The following is a 20264-nucleotide window of genomic DNA, read 5'->3' as shown; positions in this document are numbered from 1 at the left end:
GAACGGCCCCCGGGTTCCCCGTACTTCCCTAGTCACTCCCCCCGAACGAATCCCCGCAAGTCAAGGAGAGTCATCGAGCGATGGCCGGTCCCGCCTTCCGCGCCGCCGCCGTACGGGTGCGCGTTCCCGCCACCAGCGCCAACCTCGGCCCGGGCTTCGACGCCTTCGGCCTGTCGCTGGGGCTCTACGACGACGTCGTCGTCCGGGTCGCCGACTCCGGGCTGAACATCGACATCGCCGGGGAGGGCGCCGACAACCTCCCGCGCGACGAGAGCCACCTGCTCGTCCGCTCGATGCGCACGGCCTTCGACCTGCTCGGCGGGCAGCCGCGCGGCCTCGAGGTCGTCTGTGCCAACCGCATCCCGCACGGCCGCGGCCTCGGCTCCTCCTCCGCCGCCATCTGCGCCGGCATCGTCGCCGCGCGCGCCGTGACCATAGGCGGGGACGCCCGGCTCGACGAGACGGCCCTGCTGGAACTCGCCACCGAGATCGAGGGTCACCCCGACAACGTCGCCGCCTGTCTGCTCGGCGGCTTCACCCTCGCCTGGACCGAGGCCGGTGCCGCGCGGGCGATCCGGATGGATCCCTCCGATTCCATCGTTCCGGTGGTTTTCGTGCCCGGGAAGCCCGTGCTGACCGAGACCGCCCGCGGCCTGCTCCCGCGCACCGTCCCGCACGTGGACGCCGCGGCCAACGCCGGCCGCGCCGCCCTCCTCGTCGAGGCCCTGACCCGCCGCCCCGAACTGCTGCTGGCGGCCACCGAGGACCGGCTGCACCAGGAGTACCGGGCGCCCGCGATGCCGGAGAGCATCGCCCTGGTGAACCGGCTGCGGTCGGACGGCGTGCCCGCGGTCATCTCCGGAGCGGGCCCCACGGTGCTCGCGCTCGCGGAGCCGGGGCAGGCCGACAAGGTCGCCCTCCTCGCGGGCGAGGGCTGGGCCGCGAACCGGCTCGACCTCGACGTGTCGGGTGCGAGCGTCCTGCCGCTCGCACCCTGACGGGCCTCCCGCACGGTCCCTCCGAGCCGGGGATCGTGCGGACACGAGATTGCCGGTGACGGAGAGGGGGAATGTTTGTTGGAGCCGGTAGTGTTAACCTCAAGTCTGCACCCGACGCCTTTCGGCGCGGTGCTGAGTGTCCCCTTCCGGGACCACCATTTCTTCCGGGAGCCTCCTCCACTGCCTGAGCAGCCTGCCTGAGCAGTTTCGAGCACGCTCCGGAACCGGCACGACACCCCTCGCTCTTCTTCTTGGTGAGGGCCGAGCAGGGGGCGCTCGGGCCGGACCCACAGCATTTCTCTCTCCGCCGTACCCGGCGGGACCACCGCCCCGACACGGTCCACCAAGCAGGGCCGCTGCCGGACAGCACAACCGGTCGCCGAGCCAGATGGCCGACGTCCGCTCCAGGGAAGGACCCTTCGTGAGCGACACCACCGATCTGATGGGCGTGACTGCCGACAACAGTGTCGACAACGCCGCGCCCGCCGAAGGTGCTGCCACTGGCACCACCGCACGGCGCCGCCGCTCCGGCACCGGCCTCGAGGGCATGGTCCTGGCCGAGCTGCAGCAGGTCGCGTCCGGCCTCGGCATCAGGGGCACCGCGCGGATGCGCAAGAGCCAGCTGATCGAGGTCATCAAGGAGGCGCAGGCCGGCGGAGGCTCCGCCGCGCCCGCCGCCAAGTCCGGCGACGCCGCCGAGACCAAGCCGAAGCGCCGCGCCACGTCGAAGGCGCGTACGGCCGAGACCGCCGAGGCCGCGCCGAAGGCCGAGAAGGCCGAGCCGGTCGCCCAGCAGCAGATCGAGATCCCCGGTCAGCCGGCCTCCGACGACGCCCCCGCGGGCGAGCGCCGCCGTCGGCGTGCCACCGCCCCCGCCGGTTCGCCGGAGGGTGCCGAGCCCAAGGCCGAGGCCGCGCAGGCCGTCAAGACCGAGGCCCGTACCGAGGTCAAGACCGACACGCAGGCCGACGCCAAGGCCGAGGGCGCCGTCGACACCGCCGAGGGTCGCGGTCGCCGTGACCGCGGCGAGCGGGGCGAGCGCGGTGACCGCCGCGACCGCCGTGACCGTCAGCGCGACCGCGGCAAGGGCGACGAGCAGCAGGGCGGTGGCCAGGGCGGCCAGCGCAAGGAGCGTCAGGGTCAGGGTCAGGGCCAGGGTGCCCAGGGCCAGCAGGGCGGCCCGCAGGCCGGCCCGCAGGACGACGACGACTTCGAGGGCGGCCGTCGCGGCCGCCGGGGGCGCTACCGCGACCGTCGCGGCCGTCGTGGCCGTGACGACTTCGCGGCCGGCGAGCCGCAGGTCTCCGACGACGACGTGCTGATCCCCGTCGCGGGCATCCTCGACATCCTCGACAACTACGCGTTCATCCGGACCTCCGGCTACCTGCCCGGCCCGAACGACGTCTACGTCTCGCTCGCCCAGGTCCGCAAGAGCGGTCTGCGCAAGGGTGACCACGTCACCGGTGCCGTGCGCCAGCCGAAGGAGGGCGAGCGCCGCGAGAAGTTCAACGCGCTGGTGCGCCTCGACTCGGTCAACGGCATGGCGCCGGAGTCCGGCCGCGGCCGCCCCGAGTTCAACAAGCTCACCCCGCTGTACCCGCAGGACCGCCTCCGTCTGGAGACCGACCCGGGCGTGCTGACCACGCGGATCATCGACCTCGTGTCGCCGATCGGCAAGGGCCAGCGCGGTCTGATCGTGGCCCCGCCGAAGACCGGCAAGACCATGATCATGCAGGCGATCGCCAACGCGATCACCCACAACAACCCCGAGTGCCACCTGATGGTCGTCCTGGTCGACGAGCGTCCGGAAGAGGTCACCGACATGCAGCGGTCGGTCAAGGGCGAGGTCATCTCCTCGACCTTCGACCGCCCGGCCGAGGACCACACCACGGTCGCCGAGCTCGCCATCGAGCGCGCCAAGCGTCTCGTGGAGCTGGGTCACGACGTCGTCGTCCTGCTCGACTCGATCACCCGCCTGGGCCGCGCGTACAACCTCGCGGCGCCCGCCTCCGGCCGCATCCTGTCCGGTGGTGTCGACTCGACCGCGCTGTACCCGCCGAAGCGCTTCTTCGGTGCCGCGCGGAACATCGAGGACGGCGGCTCGCTGACCATCCTGGCCACCGCGCTGGTCGACACCGGCTCGCGCATGGACGAGGTGATCTTCGAGGAGTTCAAGGGCACCGGCAACATGGAGCTCAAGCTCGACCGGAAGCTCGCCGACAAGCGCATCTTCCCGGCCGTCGACGTCGACGCCTCGGGTACGCGCAAGGAGGAGATCCTGCTCGGCAGCGACGAGCTCTCCATCACCTGGAAGCTGCGCCGGGTGCTGCACGCGCTCGACCAGCAGCAGGCGATCGAGCTGCTGCTCGACAAGCTCAAGCAGACGAAGTCGAACGCCGAGTTCCTGCTGCAGATCCAGAAGACGACGCCCGGCGGCAACAACGACTGACGCCGAGACGTCCGTCACAGCGCGAGAGACCGATTGCTGATCGTGTGACCTCGCCGTGACCTGCGCAAACGACTGCGCCCACCGTGCCCGGCACGGTGGGCGCAGTCGCGTTTCGGGCCGTCGCTCATCGAAACCTCACAGGCGCCCATGCAACCCTTTCGGGTGCTTTGCCGTCACACAAGGTGAACCATAGGGCTGAGGGAAGACGATGAGCGAGCAGAACAAGAGCGGCCGAATACGGGCCACCGGCCGCCGCCGCAAGCCGGCCGCCAAGGGCCGCCGCGCAGCGACCGTCGCCGCGTGGGGTGCCGCGGCGCTCGTCCTCGTCGGCGGTTCCGGGCTCGGTTACGTGTACGTCAAGCTCAACGGCAACCTCCAGGGCGTCGACATCAACGGGCAGCTCGGCAAGGACCGCCCCGAGAACGTCGACAACGGCTCGATGGACATCCTCGTCCTCGGTTCCGACTCCCGCTCCGGCGCCAACGGCGCGTACGGCAGGGACGAGGGCGCCGCCCGCTCCGACACCGCGATGGTCGTCCACGTCTACGAGGGCCACAAGAAGGCCTCCGTGGTCTCCGTCCCGCGCGACACCCTGATCGACCGCCCGGCCTGCACCGACGGCAAGGGCGGCACCGTCGCCGCCGAGCACCGGGCGATGTTCAACACGGCGTACGAGGTCGGCGGGCCCGCCTGCGCGGTCAAGACGGTCGAGGCGATGTCCGGCATCCGCATGGACCACTACATCGAGGTCGACTTCACCGGCTTCACGAAGCTCATCGACCGGCTCGGCGGCGTCGAGATCACCACGACCAGGCCCATCAAGGACTCCAAGAGCCACCTCGACCTCGAACCGGGCACGCACACCCTCGACGGCGAGCAGTCCCTCGGCCTGGTCCGCACCCGCAAGAGCGTCGGCGACGGCAGCGACCTCGGACGCATCCAGCTCCAGCAGGCCTTCATGAAGGCCTTCATCGAGCAGGTGAAGAGCGTCGGCGTCCTCTCCAGCCCCAAGAAGCTGCTGGACCTCGCGGACACCGCCACCAAGGCCATCACCCCCGACTCCGAACTCGACTCCGTCAACGAGCTGATGGGCTTCGCCAAGGGGCTCTCCGGCATCGGAGCCAAGGACGTCCACATGGTCACCCTGCCCGTCGAGTACGACCCGCGGGACCCCAACCGCGTCGTGCCCCTGGAGGCCCAGGCCAGGCAGGTCTGGGCGGCCCTGAAGGCGGACCGGGCGATCCCCGCCGCGGCGACGCGGAACGCGGCCACCGGACAGGCCCAGGGCCTCGTGAAGTAGCCCCCGAGCGCTCCCTGCGCTCCCGCCCGCGCTCCCGCAGCGATCCGGATGTGATCCGGAAGTGATCCGAAAGCAGCCCCGAGGCCGCCCGGACGCTGCCCGGAATCGGTCAGGAATAGTTCCGGCCCGACCCCGGTTTTGGGAGATGCGGCCGGTCCTGGCAGACTGGTACGTCGGCCCCGGTTCACGCATGTGCATCCCGCACGGGCGACCCGGAGCCCTCCCGAAACTAGGAGACACCTTGAAGCGCGAGATCCACCCCGAGTACGTCGAGACCCAGGTCAGCTGCACCTGTGGCGCGTCGTTCACCACCCGTAGCACCCTGACCGAGGGCACCATCCGTGCCGAGGTCTGCTCCGAGTGCCACCCGTTCTACACGGGCAAGCAGAAGATCCTCGACACCGGCGGCCGCGTTGCCCGCTTCGAGGCCCGCTTCGGCAAGGCTGCCGGCTCCGCCAAGAAGTAGCGAGCCACTGCGCCGGTCGTCGGCTGCCCCTGCGCGGGGCGGCCGGGACCGGCGCTTTGCCGTCCCGTAGCAACTTACGAAAACCCAGGAGCCCCCGATGTTCGAGGCGGTCGAGGAACTGGTCGGCGAGCACGCCGGCCTCGAGAAGAAGCTCGCCGACCCTTCGGTTCACGCCGACCAGGCCAACGCGCGCAAGCTGAACAAGCGGTACGCGGAGCTGACCCCGATCGTCGCCACCTTCCGCTCCTGGAAGCAGACCGGTGACGACATCGAGACGGCGCGCGAGCTGATGCACGAAGACCCCGACTTCGCCGCCGAGGTCAAGGAGCTGGAGAAGCAGCGCGAGGAGCTGACCGAGAAGCTGCGGCTGCTGCTCGTCCCGCGCGACCCCAGCGACGACAAGGACGTCATCCTGGAGATCAAGGCCGGCGCCGGCGGCGACGAGTCCGCCCTGTTCGCCGGTGACCTGCTCCGCATGTACCTGCGGTACGCCGAGCGGGTCGGCTGGAAGACCGAGATCATCGACTCCACCGAGTCCGAGCTCGGCGGCTACAAGGACGTCCAGGTCGCCGTGAAGACCAAGGGCGGCAACGGCGCCACCGAGCCCGGCCAGGGCGTCTGGGCGCGACTCAAGTACGAGGGCGGGGTGCACCGCGTGCAGCGCGTGCCCGCCACCGAGTCGCAGGGCCGCATCCACACCTCCGCGGCCGGCGTGCTCGTCACGCCGGAGGCCGAGGAGGTCGAGGTCGAGATCCACGCCAACGACCTGCGCATCGACGTCTACCGCTCGTCCGGCCCCGGTGGCCAGTCCGTCAACACGACCGACTCCGCCGTCCGCATCACGCACCTGCCGACCGGCATCGTCGCCTCCTGCCAGAACGAGAAGAGCCAGCTCCAGAACAAGGAGCAGGCCATGCGCATCCTCCGCTCCCGGCTGCTCGCCGCCGCGCAGGAGAAGGCCGAGGCCGAGGCCGCCGACGCCCGGCGCAGCCAGGTCCGCACCGTCGACCGCTCCGAGAAGATCCGTACGTACAACTTCCCGGAGAACCGCATCTCGGACCACCGCGTCGGCTTCAAGGCGTACAACTTGGACCAGGTGCTCGACGGCGAGCTCGACGCGGTCATCCAGGCCTGCGTGGACGCCGACTCCGCGGCCAAGCTCGCCGCGGCGTAACACCCCGTACAGCCCCCACCCGCACCACGGAGGACCAGCGTGAACCTGCTGCTTGCCGAGGTGGCCCAGGCCACCCAGCGGCTGGCCGACGCCGGCGTTCCCTCACCGCGTTTCGACGCCGAGGAGCTCGCCGCGTTCGTGCACGGCGTCAAGCGGGGGGAGCTGCACAACGTCAAGGACGCGGACTTCGACGCCCGCTACTGGGAGGCCATCGCGCGCCGCGAGGCGCGCGAGCCCCTCCAGCACATCACCGGCCGGGCCTTCTTCCGCTATCTGGAGCTGCAGGTCGGCCCCGGCGTCTTCGTGCCGCGCCCCGAGACCGAGTCGGTCGTCGGCTGGGCCATAGACGCCGTACGGGCGATGGACGTCGTCGAGCCGCTCATCGTCGACCTGTGCACCGGCTCCGGCGCCATCGCGCTCGCCATGGCCCAGGAGGTGCCGCGCTCGCGCGTGCACGCGGTGGAGCTCTCCGACGACGCGCTGGTGTGGACCCGGAAGAACGCCGAGGACTCGCGCGTCACCGTCCACCAGGGCGACGCGCTGACCGCGCTGCCGGAGCTCGACGGCCAGGTCGACCTGGTGATCTCCAACCCGCCCTACATCCCGCTCACCGAGTGGGAGTACGTCGCTCCCGAGGCCCGCGACCACGACCCGGAGATGGCCCTCTTCTCCGGCGAGGACGGCCTCGACACGATCCGGGGCATCGAACGCACCGCGCACCGGCTGCTGCGGCCCGGCGGGCTCGTCGTCATCGAGCACGCGGACACGCAGGGCGGCCAGGTGCCGTGGATCTTCAACGAGGAGGCCGGCTGGACCGACGCCGCCGACCACCCCGACCTGAACAACCGGCCGCGCTTCGCGACCGCCCGCAAGGCCACACCATGACCAGGCACGACGTGTACGAGGAGGACCGGGACTGATGGCTCGGCGATACGACTGCAACGAGGCGACGGACCGGGCGACGGGTCTGCGTGAGGCCGCGTCCGCCGTACGCCGCGGCGAGCTGGTCGTGCTCCCCACCGACACGGTGTACGGGATCGGGGCGGACGCCTTCAGCTCGGAGGCCGTCGCGGACCTCCTCGCCGCCAAGGGGCGGGGCCGCAACATGCCCACGCCCGTCCTCATCGGCTCCCCGAACACCCTCCACGGCCTGGTCACGGACTTCTCCGAGATGGCGTGGGAGCTCGTCGACGCGTTCTGGCCGGGTGCGCTGACGCTGGTGGCCAAGCACCAGCCGTCGCTGCAGTGGGACCTGGGTGACACCCGCGGCACCGTCGCGATCCGGATGCCGCTGCACCCGGTCGCGATCGAGCTGCTCACCGAGGTCGGCCCGATGGCCGTCTCCTCGGCGAACCTCACCGGGCACCCGTCTCCGGAGGACTGCGACGCGGCGCAGGGCATGCTCGGCGACTCCGTCTCCGTGTACCTCGACGGCGGGCCCACGCCCGGCATCGTCCCCTCGTCCATCGTCGACGTGACGGGCAAGGTCCCGGTGCTGCTGCGCGAGGGCGCGCTGTCCGCGGAGGAGCTCCGGAAGGTGGTACCCGACCTCGAGGTGGCGAATTGACCGCCCCTGAGGGGCGTGGCATAGCGGGGCACGAGCACGACGGCAGTACCTTCCGCATCCTCCACGTCAGCACCGGCAACGTCTGCCGCTCGCCGATCACCGAGCGGCTGACCCGCCATGCCCTGATCGACCGCCTCGGGGACCCCCTGGGCGGCGGCCTGGTCGTGGAGAGCGCGGGCACCTGGGGCCACGAGGGCGCCCCGATGGAGACCAACGCGGAGCTGGTGCTCGCGGACTTCGGCGCGGACTCCAGCGGCTTCATGGGCCGTGAGCTGCTCGACGAGCACGTCATCCGTGCCGACCTGGTGCTCACCGCGACCCGCGACCACCGTGCGCAGGTCATCTCGATGGGCCACTCGGCGGGTCTGCGGACCTTCACCCTGAAGGAGTTCACCCGCCTCGTCCGGGCCATAGATCCCGCCACGCTTCCCGACCCGAAGGGCGCCCACGGCACCGTCGACCGCGCCCGCGCCCTGGTGCGCGCCGCCGCCGCTCTACGCGGGTGGCTCCTGGCCCCGTCGGCGGAGGCGGACGAGGTGAACGATCCGTACGGGGCCCCGATCACGTTCTTCCGCTCTATCGGCGACGAGATCCAGCAGGCGCTGGACCCCGTGGTGACGGCACTGACGGGGGTCCCGGCGCGGCGCTGACCGGCGTCCCGTCTGCGGGGCGCCGATCCGGGCCCGCCCCGCCGAGGCGCTGGCCTCCCTCACACCGCGGCGCTGATCCGGCGCGTCCCCGTCACGCGGGGACCCCGCGTCCCCGCGTCCCCGTCGCGCCCGGGGACGCCCCTGCGGCCGTCCCCGGGCCGCGTCGGCGGCCTTCCCCGGGGTGGGTGGTCCGGGTGGGTCACTGGGGGAGCGGGGGCGGTTCTGCGTGCCTACAGTGGGTTTCTGGTCATACTCACCGCTCGGAGTGCCCCATGCCCGTGACCGCGCCTCCCGAAGACGAGCTCGACGTCCTGCGCCGGCAGGACCCCCAGGTCGCCGACGTGCTGCTCGGGGAGGCGCGGCGACAGGCGGACAGTCTGCAGCTGATCGCCGCCGAGAACTTCACCTCGCCGGCCGTGCTCGCCGTGCTCGGGTCGCAGCTCGCCAACAAGTACGCCGAGGGGTACCCGGGAGCGCGCTACCACGGTGGCTGCGAGTACGTCGACGCCGTCGAGCGGATCGCCGTCGAGCGGGCGACCTCACTGTTCGGGGCCGAGCACGCGAACGTGCAACCGCATTCCGGGTCCTCCGCCGTGCTCGCCGCCTACGCCGCGCTGCTGCGTCCCGGGGACACCGTGCTGGCCATGGGGCTCGCGTACGGCGGGCACCTCACGCACGGGTCGCCGGCCAACTTCTCCGGGCGCTGGTTCGACTTCGTGCCGTACGGCGTCGACGCCGAGACGGGGCTCGTCGACTACGAGCAGGTCGCCGCGCTCGCCCGGCACCACCGGCCGAAGGCGATCGTCTGCGGGTCCATCTCGTATCCGCGGCACCTGGACTACGGGATCTTCCGCGACATCGCCGACGAGGTCGGTGCCTATCTCATCGCCGACGCCGCCCACCCCCTCGGGCTCATCGCCGGCGGGGCCGCTCCCAGCCCCGTGCCGTACGCGGACGTCGTGTGCGGCACCACCCACAAGGTGCTGCGCGGTCCCCGCGGCGGACTGATCCTGTGCGGGGCCGAGCTCGCCGAGCGGGTGGACCGGGCGGTGTTCCCGTTCACGCAGGGCGGCGCGCAGATGCACACCATCGCCGCCAAGGCGGTCGCCTTCGGGGAGGCGTCCACCCCCGCCTTCACGGCCTACGCCCATCAGGTGGTGGAGAACGCCCGTGTCCTCGCCGCCGCGCTCGCCGCCGAGGGCTTCGCGCTGACCACCGGCGGGACGGACACGCATCTCATCACCGCCGATCCGGCTCCGCTCGGTGTCGACGGGCGGTCCGCCCGCACCCGGCTCGCCGCCGCCGGCATCGTGCTCGACACCTGCGCGCTGCCGTACGGGGACGGGCGGGGCGTCCGGCTCGGGACGGCGGCCGTCACGACGCAGGGCATGGGGGCGCCGGAGCTCGCGCGGATCGCCGCGTTGTTCACCTCCGCGCTGCGTGACGACGCGGAGGAGACGGCCCGGGTACGTGCGGAAGTACGCGAGCTTGCCGGGCGATTTCCCCCGTATGGCCGGTAATGACGCCCCCTCCGGAACCGTTCGGGTCACCCGTGTGTCCTCAACCAGGGGGACGGCCCGGCTAGGGTGTGGGGCTGAGATGGCCAGCGATTCCTGTGGGGCAGCCCGTGCGTGATTACCTGCTGACGCTCTGTGTCACGGCCGCGGTGACCTATCTGCTGACCGGTCCGGTGCGGAAGTTCGCCATTGCGACCGGGGCGATGCCGGAGATCCGTGCCCGCGACGTACACCGAGAACCGACTCCGCGGCTCGGTGGCATCGCCATGTTCTTCGGCCTCTGCGCGGGACTGCTCGTCGCCGACCACCTGCAGAACCTCAACAGCGTCTTCGAGCTGTCCAACGAGCCCCGGGCGCTGCTCTCCGGCGCGGCCCTGATCTGGCTGATCGGCGTCCTCGACGACAAGTTCGAGCTGGACGCGCTGATCAAGCTCGGCGCACAGATGATCTCCGCCGGCGTGATGGTCATGCAGGGCCTGACGATCCTGTGGCTGCCGATCCCCGGTGTCGGCACGGTCGCCCTCACGCAGTGGCAGGGCACCCTGCTCACCGTCGCCCTGGTCGTGCTCACCATCAACGCCGTGAACTTCGTCGACGGCCTCGACGGCCTCGCCGCCGGCATGGTCTGCATCGCCGCCGCCGCCTTCTTCCTCTACGCGTACCGGATCTGGTTCGGCTACACGATCGAGGCGGCCGCCCCCGCGACCCTGTTCGCCGCGATCCTCATGGGCATGTGCCTGGGCTTCCTGCCGCACAACATGCACCCGGCGCGGATCTTCATGGGCGACTCCGGCTCGATGCTGATCGGTCTGATCCTGGCCGCCTCGGCCATCTCGATCACGGGACAGGTCGACCCGGACGCGCTGAAGATCTTCGAGGGTTCGACGAAGGCGGCCACGCACGCGGCCCTGCCGGTCTTCATCCCGCTGGTGCTGCCGCTGACCATCATCGCGATCCCGATGGCCGACCTGGTGCTGGCGATCGTGCGCCGTACGTGGAAGGGCCAGTCGCCGTTCGCCGCGGACCGCGGCCACCTGCACCACCGGCTCCTGGAGATCGGGCACTCGCACAGCCGTGCCGTGCTGATCATGTACTTCTGGTCGGCGCTCATCGCCTTCGGCACACTGGCCTACTCGGTGCACTCGACGTCGATGTGGATCGTGCTGGCCGTGGTCTTCCTGAGCGCGGTCGGTCTGGTGCTGCTCCTGCTGCCGCGGTTCACGCCGCGTGCCCCGCGCTGGGCGGAGGGGGTCGTCCCGCCGCGCTACCGGCGCCGCAAGCCGGCTCCCGAACCGGAGCCGGCCGTCGAGGAGGAGAAGGTGCCCGTCCCCGCCGGGGTCAACGGGGCGACCGCCATCGGTCACCGTTCGCGCTTCACCGACCGGAGTAAGGCCGGGGCGCGCGGTTGACGAAAGCCGCATCCGGGGCCAATACCAGACAAGCCGACTCGCCGTCGTGCACACACGCGCGGAGTAACTCTCACGTGTGACAGTTGGCACACCCCCTGAGTAAAGACCTATTCAAATAGTTTGTGATACGGTTCACGAGACCCGGCGACAGTGCCGAAGGACCGTAGTGCGACGGTCCGTTGGCCCCGAGACCCACCTCGGACCGGGCTTACGCTCGTCCATGACGACACCATCGCCCCCTCCAGCAAGCGGAGACACCGCCATGCCGTCCAACGACGCCCGCACCCTGCTGCTCACCGCAGTCCCCACCGCCGCCGTAGGCGCAGTCGCCACGGTCGTCAGCGGTGTGGTCGCCGGTGGCAAGGGCGCGCTCGGCGCCGTCGTCGGCACCGCGGTGGTACTCCTCTTCATGGGCATCGGGCTGGTGGTTCTGCAGCGGACGGCGAAGAAGCTCCCGCAGTTGTTCCAGGCCATGGGGCTCATGCTCTACACGGCCCAGCTGCTGGTGCTCTTCATCTTCCTGGCCTTGCTGAAGGACACCTCGGCGTTCGACTTCAAGGCCTTCGCCTTCACGCTGCTCGCCACGACCATCGTGTGGGTCGCCGCCCAGGCCCGGGCCTACATGAAGGCCAAGATCATGTATGTCGACCCCGAGAACACGGGGTCGAAGTCGTGAAGGGTAGGGCCGGGATAAAGGCGCGTTCGGCTTCCTGCTATCGTCCGGTGCCAACTGCGGCACTGCGGGCGCGGGCATCCGAAGCGGCGCCTGTCCCAGCGCGAGGCTCGATGCCGAACCGCCGCCCCCTTATCCGTAAGACCAGTCCAGTGCCGACCCGCGGCTGCGTGCCGCGCCGACACAACGAGGTTGCCGTACCTATGCGCCACGCTGAAGGAGCCCGCGGTGAGTGCTGACCAGACGCTTGCCTTCGACCCGGATTGCCACATCTTCACCGGATGTGGCTTCCCGGCGCCGGGGCTGCACACGTTCATGTACGAGCCCATCTTCACCGTGGGCAGCTTCGACTTCACCAAGCCGATGCTGCTCGCCATCCTGGGCTCGATCGTGGTCGTCGGCTTCTTCTGGGCCGCGTTCAACAAGCCGAAGCTGATCCCCGGCAAGATGCAGATGGTCGGCGAGGCCGGCTACGACTTCGTCCGCCGCGGCATCGTCTACGAGATCATCGGCAAGAGGGACGGCGAGAAGTACGTCCCCTTCATGGTCTCGATGTTCTTCTTCGTCTGGATCATGAACCTGTGGTCGATCGTCCCGGTCGCCCAGTTCCCGGTCACCTCGCTGATCGCCTTCCCGGCGGCCCTCGCGCTGATCGTCTACGTGCTCTGGATCTCGCTGACCTTCAAGAAGCACGGCTTCGTGGGCGGCTGGAAGAACATCGTCGGCTACGACAAGTCGCTCGGCCCGATCCTCCCCCTGGTCGTGGTGCTCGAGTTCTTCTCGAACCTGCTCATCCGGCCCTTCACGCACGCGGTCCGACTGTTCGCGAACATGTTCGCCGGTCACCTGCTGATCGTGATGTTCTCGCTGGCCACCTGGTACCTCATGAACGGGATCGGCTTCGTCTACGCCGGCGCCTCGTTCGTGATGGTCATCGTGATGACCGCCTTCGAGCTCTTCATCCAGGCCGTCCAGGCGTACGTCTTCGTCCTCCTGGCCTGCAGCTACGTCCAGGGCGCGCTCTCCGAGCACCACTGAGCCGGCCCGGCAGCAGCACCACTCACCCCTTTACCCACAGTCGTCCGGTGGCCAACCCCCACCGGGTCCTTGAAAGAGAAGGAAGAACCGGCATGTCCGCTCTCGAGACTCTCGCCGCCGTCAACGGAAACGTCGCCTCGATCGGCTACGGCCTCGCGGCCATCGGCCCCGGCGTCGGCGTCGGCATCATCTTCGGTAACGGCACCCAGGCCCTCGCCCGTCAGCCCGAGGCGGCCGGCCTGATCCGTACCAACCAGATCATGGGTTTCGCCTTCTGTGAGGCGCTCGCCCTCATCGGCATCGTCATGGGCTTCGTCTACAAGTAAGCCGGACCGACAGCCCGACCCTTTTTACGGAAGGCACTGATGTGAACGCTCTGCTTCTTGCGGAAGCGGCGGAGGAGCAGCCTCCGCTCATCCCGCATCTCGACGAGCTCGTCATCGGCCTGATCGCCTTCGTCATCGTCTTCGGCTTCCTCGCCAAGAAGCTCCTCCCGAACATCAACAAGGTTCTGGACGAGCGTCGTGAGGCCATCGAGGGTGGCATCGAGAAGGCCGAGTCGGCCCAGATCGAGGCTCAGAGTGTGCTGGAGCAGTACAAGGCTCAGCTCGCCGAGGCCCGCCACGAAGCCGCGCGTCTCCGCCAGGAGGCGACGGAGCAGGGCACCGCGATCATCCAGGAGATGAAGGCGGAAGGCCAGCGCCAGCGCGAGGAGATCGTCGCCGCCGGTCACGCCCAGATCGAGGCCGACCGGAAGGCCGCGTCCGCCGCGCTGCGTCAGGACGTCGGCAAGCTCGCCACGGACCTGGCCGCGAAGCTGGTCGGTGAGTCCCTCGAGGACCACGCCCGCCAGAGCCGCACCATCGACCGCTTCCTCGACGAGCTCGAGGAGAAGGCCGAGGCCGTCCGATGAACGGAGCGAGCCGCGAGGCACTGGGTGCCGCACGCGAAGCCCTCGACGCGCTGACCGACAACACGTCGGTCGACGCGGCGAAGCTCGCCGGTGAGCTGGCCGCGGTCACCGCGCTGCTCCACCGCGAGGTGTCGCTGCGCCGGGTCCTGACCGACCCCGCGCAGTCGGGTGAGGCCAAGGCCGCGCTCGCGCAGCGACTCCTCTCGGGTCAGGTGGGCGGCGAGGCCGTCGACGTGGTCTCCGGGATGGTCCGCTCGCGCTGGTCGCAGTCGCGTGATCTGGTGGACGGCATCGAGGAGCTGGCGAACATCGCCGACCTCACCGCCGCCCAGAAGGCGGGCGTTCTCGACGACGTCGAGGACGAGCTGTTCCGCTTCGGCCGGATCGTCTCCTCCAGCCCCGAGCTCCGCTCGGCGCTGACGGACAAGACCGCGAAGGCCTCCGCCAAGGGCGAGCTGCTGAGCAGCCTGCTGGGTGGCAAGGCGAACCCCGTCACCGAGCGCCTGGTCGTCCGTCTGGTGACCCAGCCGCGTGGACGTAGCCTGGAAGCGGGACTCGAGTCCCTGTCCAAGCTCGCTGCGGCGCGCCGGGACCGGATGGTCGCCGTCGTCACCTCGGCGGTGCCGCTGAGCGACGCACAGAAGCAGCGCCTCGGCGCCGTGCTGGCCAAGCTGTACGGCCGCCAGATGCACCTGAACCTGGACGTGGACCCCACGGTCCTCGGCGGGATCACGGTGCGTGTGGGCGACGAGGTCATCGACGGCACCATCGCCGAGCGCCTCGACGAGGCGACCCGGCGACTGGCCGGCTGACCTCGGCCACAAGTCAAAAAGCATCACCAGCGGCCCGGTTGGGCCGTGCAGAGATTGCAGAAGATTCCTGGGGGTCGGCCCCCAGACCCCTTAAGAAACTTCGGGCCCAACAAGGAGAGCAGGGAACCCAGATGGCGGAGCTCACGATCCGGCCGGAGGAGATCCGGGACGCGCTGGAGAACTTCGTCCAGTCGTACCAGCCGGACGCGGCCTCGCGCGAGGAGGTCGGCACGGTCAGCCTGGCCGGCGACGGTATCGCGAAGGTCGAGGGTCTTCCCTCGGCCATGGCGAACGAGCTGCTGAAGTTCGAGGACGGCACCCTCGGTCTCGCCCTCAACCTCGAGGAGCGCGAGATCGGTGCCATCGTCCTCGGCGAGTTCAGCGGCATCGAGGAGGGTCAGTCGGTGCAGCGCACCGGCGAGGTCCTCTCCGTAGGTGTCGGTGAGGGCTACCTGGGTCGCGTCGTCGACCCGCTCGGTAACCCGATCGACGGTCTCGGCGAGATCGCGACCGAGGGCCGCCGCGCCCTCGAGCTGCAGGCCCCCGGCGTCATGCAGCGCAAGTCGGTCCACGAGCCGATGGAGACCGGCTACAAGGCCGTCGACGCCATGACCCCGGTCGGCCGTGGTCAGCGTCAGCTGGTCATCGGTGACCGTCAGACCGGCAAGACCGCGCTGTGCATCGACACGATCATCAACCAGCGTGATAACTGGCGCTCGGGCGACGTGAACAAGCAGGTTCGCTGCATCTACGTCGCCGTCGGCCAGAAGGGCTCCACCATCGCCGCGGTCCGCGGTGCCCTGGAGGAGGCCGGCGCCCTCGAGTACACGACCATCGTCGCCGCCCCGGCGTCCGACCCGGCCGGCTTCAAGTACCTGGCGCCGTACACCGGTTCGGCCATCGGTCAGCACTGGATGTACCAGGGCAAGCACGTCCTGATCGTCTTCGACGACCTGTCGAAGCAGGCCGACGCCTACCGCGCCGTGTCGCTGCTGCTGCGCCGCCCGCCGGGCCGTGAGGCCTACCCGGGTGACGTCTTCTACCTGCACTCCCGCCTGCTCGAGCGCTGCGCCAAGCTCTCGGACGAGCTGGGTGCCGGTTCGATGACCGGTCTGCCGATCGTCGAGACGAAGGCCAACGACGTCTCGGCGTTCATCCCGACCAACGTCATCTCCATCACCGACGGCCAGTGCTTCCTGGAGTCCGACCTGTTCAACGCCGGCCAGCGTCCGGCCCTGAACGTCGGTATCTCGGTCTCGCGTGTCGGTGGCTCCGCCCAGCACAAGGCGATGAAGCAGATCTCCGGCCGCCTCCGCGTGGACCTCGCCCAGTTCCGTGAGCTCGAGGCGTTCGCCGCCTTCGGTTCCGACCTGGACGCCGCGTCGAAGTCGCAGCTGGAGCGTGGTCAGCGCATGGTCGAGCTGCTCAAGCAGGCTCAGTACCAGCCGATGCCCACGGAGAACCAGGTCGTCTCCATCTGGGCCGGTACCACCGGCAAGATGGACGACGTCCCGGTGGCCGACATCCGCCGCTTCGAGGCCGAGCTGCTGGCGTACCTGCGCCAGAACCACTCGGGCCTCATGACCTCCATCCGTGAGGGCGGCAAGATGTCGGACGACACGCTGCAGTCCGTCGCCGACGCGATCGCGGAGTTCAAGAAGCAGTTCGAGACCTCTGACGGCAAGCTGCTCGGCGAGGACGCTCCCGCCGCCGTCAACGTCTCGAAGTGACGACGGAAGGGACCTGACTCATGGGAGCGCAGCTCCGGGTCTACAAGCGTCGCATCAAATCCGTCACCGCGACGAAGAAGATCACCAAGGCGATGGAGATGATCGCCGCCTCGCGCGTCGTCAAGGCGCAGCGCAAGGTGCAGGCGTCGACTCCGTACGCGACCGAGCTCACCCGCGCGGTGACCGCGGTGGCCACGGGGGCGAGCGACAAGCACGCGCTGACCACCGAGGCGGAGAACCCGACCCGCGCCGCGGTCCTGCTCCTCACGAGCGACCGCGGCCTGGCCGGCGCCTTCAACTCCAACGCCATCAAGGCGGCGGAGCAGCTCATCCGGAAGCTGGAGGGCGAGGGCAAGGCGGTCGACATCTACGTCGTCGGTCGCCGTGGCGTCGCGCACTTCAACTTCCGTGAGCGCAAGCTGGCCGACACGTGGACGGGCTTCACGGACGAGCCGACGTACGCGGACGCCAAGAAGATCGGCGAGCCGCTGATCGAGGCGATCGAGAAGGACACGGCCGAGGGTGGTGTGGACGAGCTCCACATCGTCTACACCGAGTTCATCTCGATGATGACGCAGACGGCGGTAGAGGCCCGGCTGCTGCCCCTCAGCCTCGACGAGGTCGCGAAGGAGGCCGGCGAGTCGGACACGCTCCGCCCGCTGTACGACTTCGAGCCGTCGGCGGAGGACGTCCTCGACGCCCTTCTGCCGCGCTACGTCGAGAGCCGGATCTACAACGCGCTGCTTCAGTCCTCGGCCTCGAAGCACGCCGCCACGCGGCGTGCGATGAAGTCGGCGACCGACAACGCGGGTGAGCTGATCACGAACCTCACCCGACTTGCCAACGCGGCCCGCCAGGCCGACATCACCCAGGAAATCAGCGAGATCGTCGGTGGCACTGCTGCCCTGGCCGACGCGACCGCGGGGAGTGACAAGTAATGACGACCACTGTTGAGACGGCCGCCGCCACGGGCCGCGTCGCCCGGGTCATCGGCCCGGTCGTCGACGTGGAGTTCCCCGTCGACGCGATGCCGGAGATCTACAACGCGCTGAACGTCGAGGTGCCGGACCCGTCCGGTGACGGCACCAAGACGCTGACCCTCGAGGTCGCGCAGCACCTCGGTGACGGCATGGTCCGCACCATCTCGATGCAGCCCACCGACGGTCTGGTCCGCCAGGCCCCGGTGACCGACACGGGCTCGGCCATCACGGTCCCCGTCGGTGACGTCACCAAGGGCAAGGTGTTCAACACCCTGGGCGAGGTCCTCAACGAGGACCCCTCCACGGTCGCCTCCGCCGACCGCTGGGCGATCCACCGCAAGGCCCCGGCCTTCGACCAGCTCGAGTCCAAGACCGAGATGTTCGAGACCGGCCTGAAGGTCGTCGACCTTCTCACCCCGTACGTCAAGGGTGGAAAGATCGGTCTGTTCGGTGGTGCCGGTGTCGGCAAGACCGTTCTGATCCAGGAAATGATCATGCGTGTGGCGAAGCTGCACGAGGGTGTGTCGGTCTTCGCGGGCGTCGGCGAGCGCACCCGTGAGGGCAACGACCTCATGGTCGAGATGGAGGAGGCCGGCGTTCTCGACAAGACCGCGCTGGTCTTCGGCCAGATGGACGAGCCCCCGGGCACCCGTCTGCGCGTGGCCCTCGCCGGTCTGACCATGGCGGAGTACTTCCGCGATGTGCAGAAGCAGGACGTGCTGTTCTTCATCGACAACATCTTCCGCTTCACCCAGGCCGGTTCCGAGGTGTCGACCCTGCTCGGCCGTATGCCCTCCGCGGTGGGCTACCAGCCGAACCTGGCCGACGAGATGGGTCTCCTCCAGGAGCGCATCACCTCGACCCGTGGTCACTCGATCACCTCGATGCAGGCGATCTACGTCCCCGCCGACGACCTCACCGACCCGGCGCCGGCGACCACCTTCGCCCACCTCGACGCGACGACGGTTCTCTCCCGTCCGATCTCCGAGAAGGGCATCTACCCGGCCGTGGACCCGCTGGACTCCACGTCCCGGATCCTGGACCCGCGCTACATCGCGCAGGACCACTACGACGCCGCCATGCGCGTCAAGGGCATCCTGCAGAAGTACAAGGACCTCCAGGACATCATCGCGATCCTCGGTATCGACGAGCTGAGCGAGGAGGACAAGCTCGTTGTCCACCGCGCCCGCCGTGTCGAGCGCTTCCTGTCCCAGAACACCCACGCGGCGAAGCAGTTCACCGGCGTGGACGGTTCGGACGTTCCGCTCGAGGAGTCGATCGCCGCGTTCAACGCGATCTGCGACGGCGAGTTCGACCACTTCCCGGAGCAGGCCTTCTTCATGTGTGGTGGTCTCGAGGACCTCAAGAAGAACGCCAAGGAGCTCGGCGTCTCCTGAGCCCCGTGCTCGCCTTGAGGGGGGCGGGATCGGTCCCGCCCCCCTCGTCACGCCCCTTAGAATTGATCCCAACACCCGGCAGCACCGCCGGGTGGTGACCCGAGGAGCCAACCTTGGCTGCTGAGCTGCACGTCGAGCTGGTCGCTGCGGACCGGAGTGTCTGGTCCGGCGAGGCCACCCTGGTCATCGCGCGTACCACCTCCGGCGACATCGGCGTCATGCCCGGTCACCAGCCGCTGCTGGGTGTGCTGGAGTCGGGCCCGGTGACCATCCGTACGAGCGAGGGCGGCACTGTCGTGGCCGCCGTGCACGGCGGATTCATCTCCTTCGCCGATGACAAGCTGTCTCTGCTCGCGGAGATCGCCGAGCTGGCGGACGAGATCGACGCCCAGCGCGCCGAGCGCGCGCTGGAGCGGGCGAAGTCGGACGAGGACGCCGCCGCCGAGCGGCGTGCCGAGGTCCGGCTGCGCGCGGTAGCGGTCCGCTAGCGGACCGCGCCCGAGAGTTGTGCCCTCAGCCGCGGCACGGCTGGAATTTTCCAGACCGTGCCGCGGCTGAGGCGATGCATATGCACGTTGTATTCGGTCTGGCCGGGTCCACCGGTTACGGGAAGCGGCGAGGAGGTCGGTGAAGATGTTCCTCGCGCTGCTGCTGTGCGGGCTGGTCGTCGCACTGGTGGTGATCGGGCTTTTCGTCTTCGGATTGCGCCGCAGACTGATCCAGCGGGCCGGCGGCACCTTCGACTGTTCCCTGCGCTGGAACGTGCCGGAGACCCCGGACCCCAGCGGCAAGGGCTGGGTGTACGGGGTCGCGCGGTACAGCGGCGACGAGATCGCCTGGTTCCGTGTCTTCTCGTACGCGCCTCGTCCCAAGCGGGTCCTGGAGCGCTCGGCCATCGAGGTCCTGGAGCGCCGGATGCCGGAGGGCGAGGAGGAGCTCGCGCTGCTGTCGGACTCCGTGATCCAGGGCTGTCGGGTGCGCGGTACCCGGCTGGAGCTGGCGATGAGCGAGGACGCCCTCACCGGCTTCCTGGCCTGGCTGGAAGCGGCACCACCCGGCCAGCGAGTGAATGTGGCCTGATCGGCCCTCGCTGGATGGGGGTCCCCCCGGACGAAGTCTGGGGGAGGGTGAATGTGGCCTGATCGGCGCCCACTGCATACCTGTGAAGAGACGTGAGAAGCGGGGACGGCG

General features: G+C 69.6%; 20 protein-coding genes. All 20 read left to right on the top strand.

Features of this window, described 5'->3' with window-relative positions:
- Positions 1-80 precede the first annotated feature (80 nt).
- The 20 genes from thrB (at position 81) to ACIRQF_RS18490 (ending at position 20153) form a co-directional block, all read left to right on the top strand.
- Positions 81-998: a homoserine kinase gene (gene thrB, locus ACIRQF_RS18585; protein WP_382480425.1), complete on the top strand. Its 918-nt coding sequence runs from the start codon at positions 81-83 to the stop codon at positions 996-998.
- A 421-nt stretch (positions 999-1419) separates the two neighbouring features.
- Entirely contained in the window at positions 1420-3447 is a 2028-nt protein-coding gene (gene rho, locus ACIRQF_RS18580; RefSeq protein WP_376632430.1) for a transcription termination factor Rho, read from the top strand.
- A gap of 208 nt (positions 3448-3655) precedes the next feature.
- On the top strand, positions 3656-4747 hold the full coding sequence (locus ACIRQF_RS18575) for an LCP family protein (RefSeq protein WP_389752577.1): 1092 nt from the start codon (positions 3656-3658) through the stop codon (positions 4745-4747).
- 241 nt (positions 4748-4988) lie between these two features.
- On the top strand, positions 4989-5213 hold the full coding sequence (gene rpmE, locus ACIRQF_RS18570; RefSeq protein WP_030761597.1) for a 50S ribosomal protein L31: 225 nt from the start codon (positions 4989-4991) through the stop codon (positions 5211-5213).
- Between the two features lie 97 nt (positions 5214-5310).
- Positions 5311-6387 carry a peptide chain release factor 1 gene (prfA, locus tag ACIRQF_RS18565; protein WP_376632434.1) on the top strand — a complete coding sequence of 359 codons (1077 nt, stop codon included), beginning with the start codon at positions 5311-5313 and terminating at the stop codon, positions 6385-6387.
- Between the two features lie 39 nt (positions 6388-6426).
- On the top strand, positions 6427-7272 hold the full coding sequence (gene prmC, locus ACIRQF_RS18560) for a peptide chain release factor N(5)-glutamine methyltransferase (protein WP_376632436.1): 846 nt from the start codon (positions 6427-6429) through the stop codon (positions 7270-7272).
- Between the two features lie 34 nt (positions 7273-7306).
- Positions 7307-7954 (top strand): L-threonylcarbamoyladenylate synthase, encoded by a 648-nt coding sequence (locus ACIRQF_RS18555; protein WP_376632438.1) that lies wholly within the window; start codon positions 7307-7309, stop codon positions 7952-7954.
- Positions 7951-8604 carry a protein-tyrosine-phosphatase gene (locus ACIRQF_RS18550; protein WP_376632440.1) on the top strand — a complete coding sequence of 218 codons (654 nt, stop codon included), beginning with the start codon at positions 7951-7953 and terminating at the stop codon, positions 8602-8604. The genes ACIRQF_RS18555 and ACIRQF_RS18550 overlap by 4 nt, the downstream gene beginning before the upstream one ends.
- A 272-nt stretch (positions 8605-8876) precedes the next feature.
- Positions 8877-10124 carry a serine hydroxymethyltransferase gene (gene glyA / locus ACIRQF_RS18545; RefSeq protein ID WP_404093344.1) on the top strand — a complete coding sequence of 416 codons (1248 nt, stop codon included), beginning with the start codon at positions 8877-8879 and terminating at the stop codon, positions 10122-10124.
- 107 nt (positions 10125-10231) lie between these two features.
- The gene (locus ACIRQF_RS18540) at positions 10232-11530 is read left to right on the top strand and encodes an MraY family glycosyltransferase (protein WP_389752573.1); all 1299 of its coding nucleotides are present in this window, start codon (positions 10232-10234) and stop codon (positions 11528-11530) included.
- A 262-nt stretch (positions 11531-11792) separates the two neighbouring features.
- A complete protein-coding gene (locus tag ACIRQF_RS18535) occupies positions 11793-12206 on the top strand; it encodes a hypothetical protein (RefSeq protein ID WP_376632446.1) in 414 nt (137 codons plus the stop codon).
- Between the two features lie 225 nt (positions 12207-12431).
- Positions 12432-13241 carry a F0F1 ATP synthase subunit A gene (atpB, locus tag ACIRQF_RS18530; protein ID WP_376632448.1) on the top strand — a complete coding sequence of 270 codons (810 nt, stop codon included), beginning with the start codon at positions 12432-12434 and terminating at the stop codon, positions 13239-13241.
- 92 nt (positions 13242-13333) lie between these two features.
- Positions 13334-13567 (top strand): ATP synthase F0 subunit C, encoded by a 234-nt coding sequence (gene atpE / locus ACIRQF_RS18525; RefSeq protein ID WP_010474382.1) that lies wholly within the window; start codon positions 13334-13336, stop codon positions 13565-13567.
- Between the two features lie 41 nt (positions 13568-13608).
- Entirely contained in the window at positions 13609-14154 is a 546-nt protein-coding gene (locus tag ACIRQF_RS18520; RefSeq protein WP_365338264.1) for a F0F1 ATP synthase subunit B, read from the top strand.
- Positions 14151-14966 carry a F0F1 ATP synthase subunit delta gene (locus tag ACIRQF_RS18515; protein WP_382480412.1) on the top strand — a complete coding sequence of 272 codons (816 nt, stop codon included), beginning with the start codon at positions 14151-14153 and terminating at the stop codon, positions 14964-14966. Before ACIRQF_RS18520 ends, ACIRQF_RS18515 begins: the two co-directional genes overlap by 4 nt.
- A gap of 131 nt (positions 14967-15097) precedes the next feature.
- Positions 15098-16696 (top strand): F0F1 ATP synthase subunit alpha, encoded by a 1599-nt coding sequence (gene atpA / locus ACIRQF_RS18510; RefSeq protein ID WP_376632452.1) that lies wholly within the window; start codon positions 15098-15100, stop codon positions 16694-16696.
- Positions 16697-16716: 20 nt separating this feature from the next.
- The gene (locus ACIRQF_RS18505; protein WP_376632454.1) at positions 16717-17634 is read left to right on the top strand and encodes a F0F1 ATP synthase subunit gamma; all 918 of its coding nucleotides are present in this window, start codon (positions 16717-16719) and stop codon (positions 17632-17634) included.
- Positions 17634-19073, top strand: coding sequence for a F0F1 ATP synthase subunit beta (gene atpD, locus ACIRQF_RS18500; protein WP_376632456.1), 1440 nt, complete (start codon positions 17634-17636; stop codon positions 19071-19073). Before ACIRQF_RS18505 ends, atpD begins: the two co-directional genes overlap by 1 nt.
- Positions 19074-19186: 113 nt before the next feature.
- A complete protein-coding gene (locus ACIRQF_RS18495) occupies positions 19187-19561 on the top strand; it encodes a F0F1 ATP synthase subunit epsilon (RefSeq protein WP_359523352.1) in 375 nt (124 codons plus the stop codon).
- 145 nt (positions 19562-19706) lie between these two features.
- Positions 19707-20153, top strand: a complete 447-nt coding sequence (locus ACIRQF_RS18490) for a DUF2550 domain-containing protein (RefSeq protein ID WP_376632620.1) — start codon at positions 19707-19709, stop codon at positions 20151-20153.
- The last annotated feature ends 111 nt before the right edge of the window (positions 20154-20264 follow it).

The sequence above is a fragment of the Streptomyces sp. NPDC101191 genome, from assembly GCF_044767915.1.
Classification (GTDB): Bacteria; Actinomycetota; Actinomycetes; order Streptomycetales; family Streptomycetaceae; genus Streptomyces.
Note: the sequence above shows the minus strand (reverse complement) of the source record. Positions and strands in the feature narration are given on the sequence as shown.

Coding starts and splice junctions, on each gene's coding strand:
- ACIRQF_RS18490 (WP_376632620.1), top strand. CDS start 19,707: ATGTTCCTCGCGCTGCTGCTGTGCGGGCTGGTCGTCGCACTGGTGGTG.
- ACIRQF_RS18555 (WP_376632438.1), top strand. CDS start 7,307: ATGGCTCGGCGATACGACTGCAACGAGGCGACGGACCGGGCGACGGGT.
- ACIRQF_RS18575 (WP_389752577.1), top strand. CDS start 3,656: ATGAGCGAGCAGAACAAGAGCGGCCGAATACGGGCCACCGGCCGCCGC.
- atpE (WP_010474382.1), top strand. CDS start 13,334: ATGTCCGCTCTCGAGACTCTCGCCGCCGTCAACGGAAACGTCGCCTCG.
- atpD (WP_376632456.1), top strand. CDS start 17,634: ATGACGACCACTGTTGAGACGGCCGCCGCCACGGGCCGCGTCGCCCGG.
- ACIRQF_RS18515 (WP_382480412.1), top strand. CDS start 14,151: ATGAACGGAGCGAGCCGCGAGGCACTGGGTGCCGCACGCGAAGCCCTC.
- ACIRQF_RS18535 (WP_376632446.1), top strand. CDS start 11,793: ATGCCGTCCAACGACGCCCGCACCCTGCTGCTCACCGCAGTCCCCACC.
- thrB (WP_382480425.1), top strand. CDS start 81: ATGGCCGGTCCCGCCTTCCGCGCCGCCGCCGTACGGGTGCGCGTTCCC.
- glyA (WP_404093344.1), top strand. CDS start 8,877: ATGCCCGTGACCGCGCCTCCCGAAGACGAGCTCGACGTCCTGCGCCGG.
- atpA (WP_376632452.1), top strand. CDS start 15,098: ATGGCGGAGCTCACGATCCGGCCGGAGGAGATCCGGGACGCGCTGGAG.
- ACIRQF_RS18505 (WP_376632454.1), top strand. CDS start 16,717: ATGGGAGCGCAGCTCCGGGTCTACAAGCGTCGCATCAAATCCGTCACC.
- prfA (WP_376632434.1), top strand. CDS start 5,311: ATGTTCGAGGCGGTCGAGGAACTGGTCGGCGAGCACGCCGGCCTCGAG.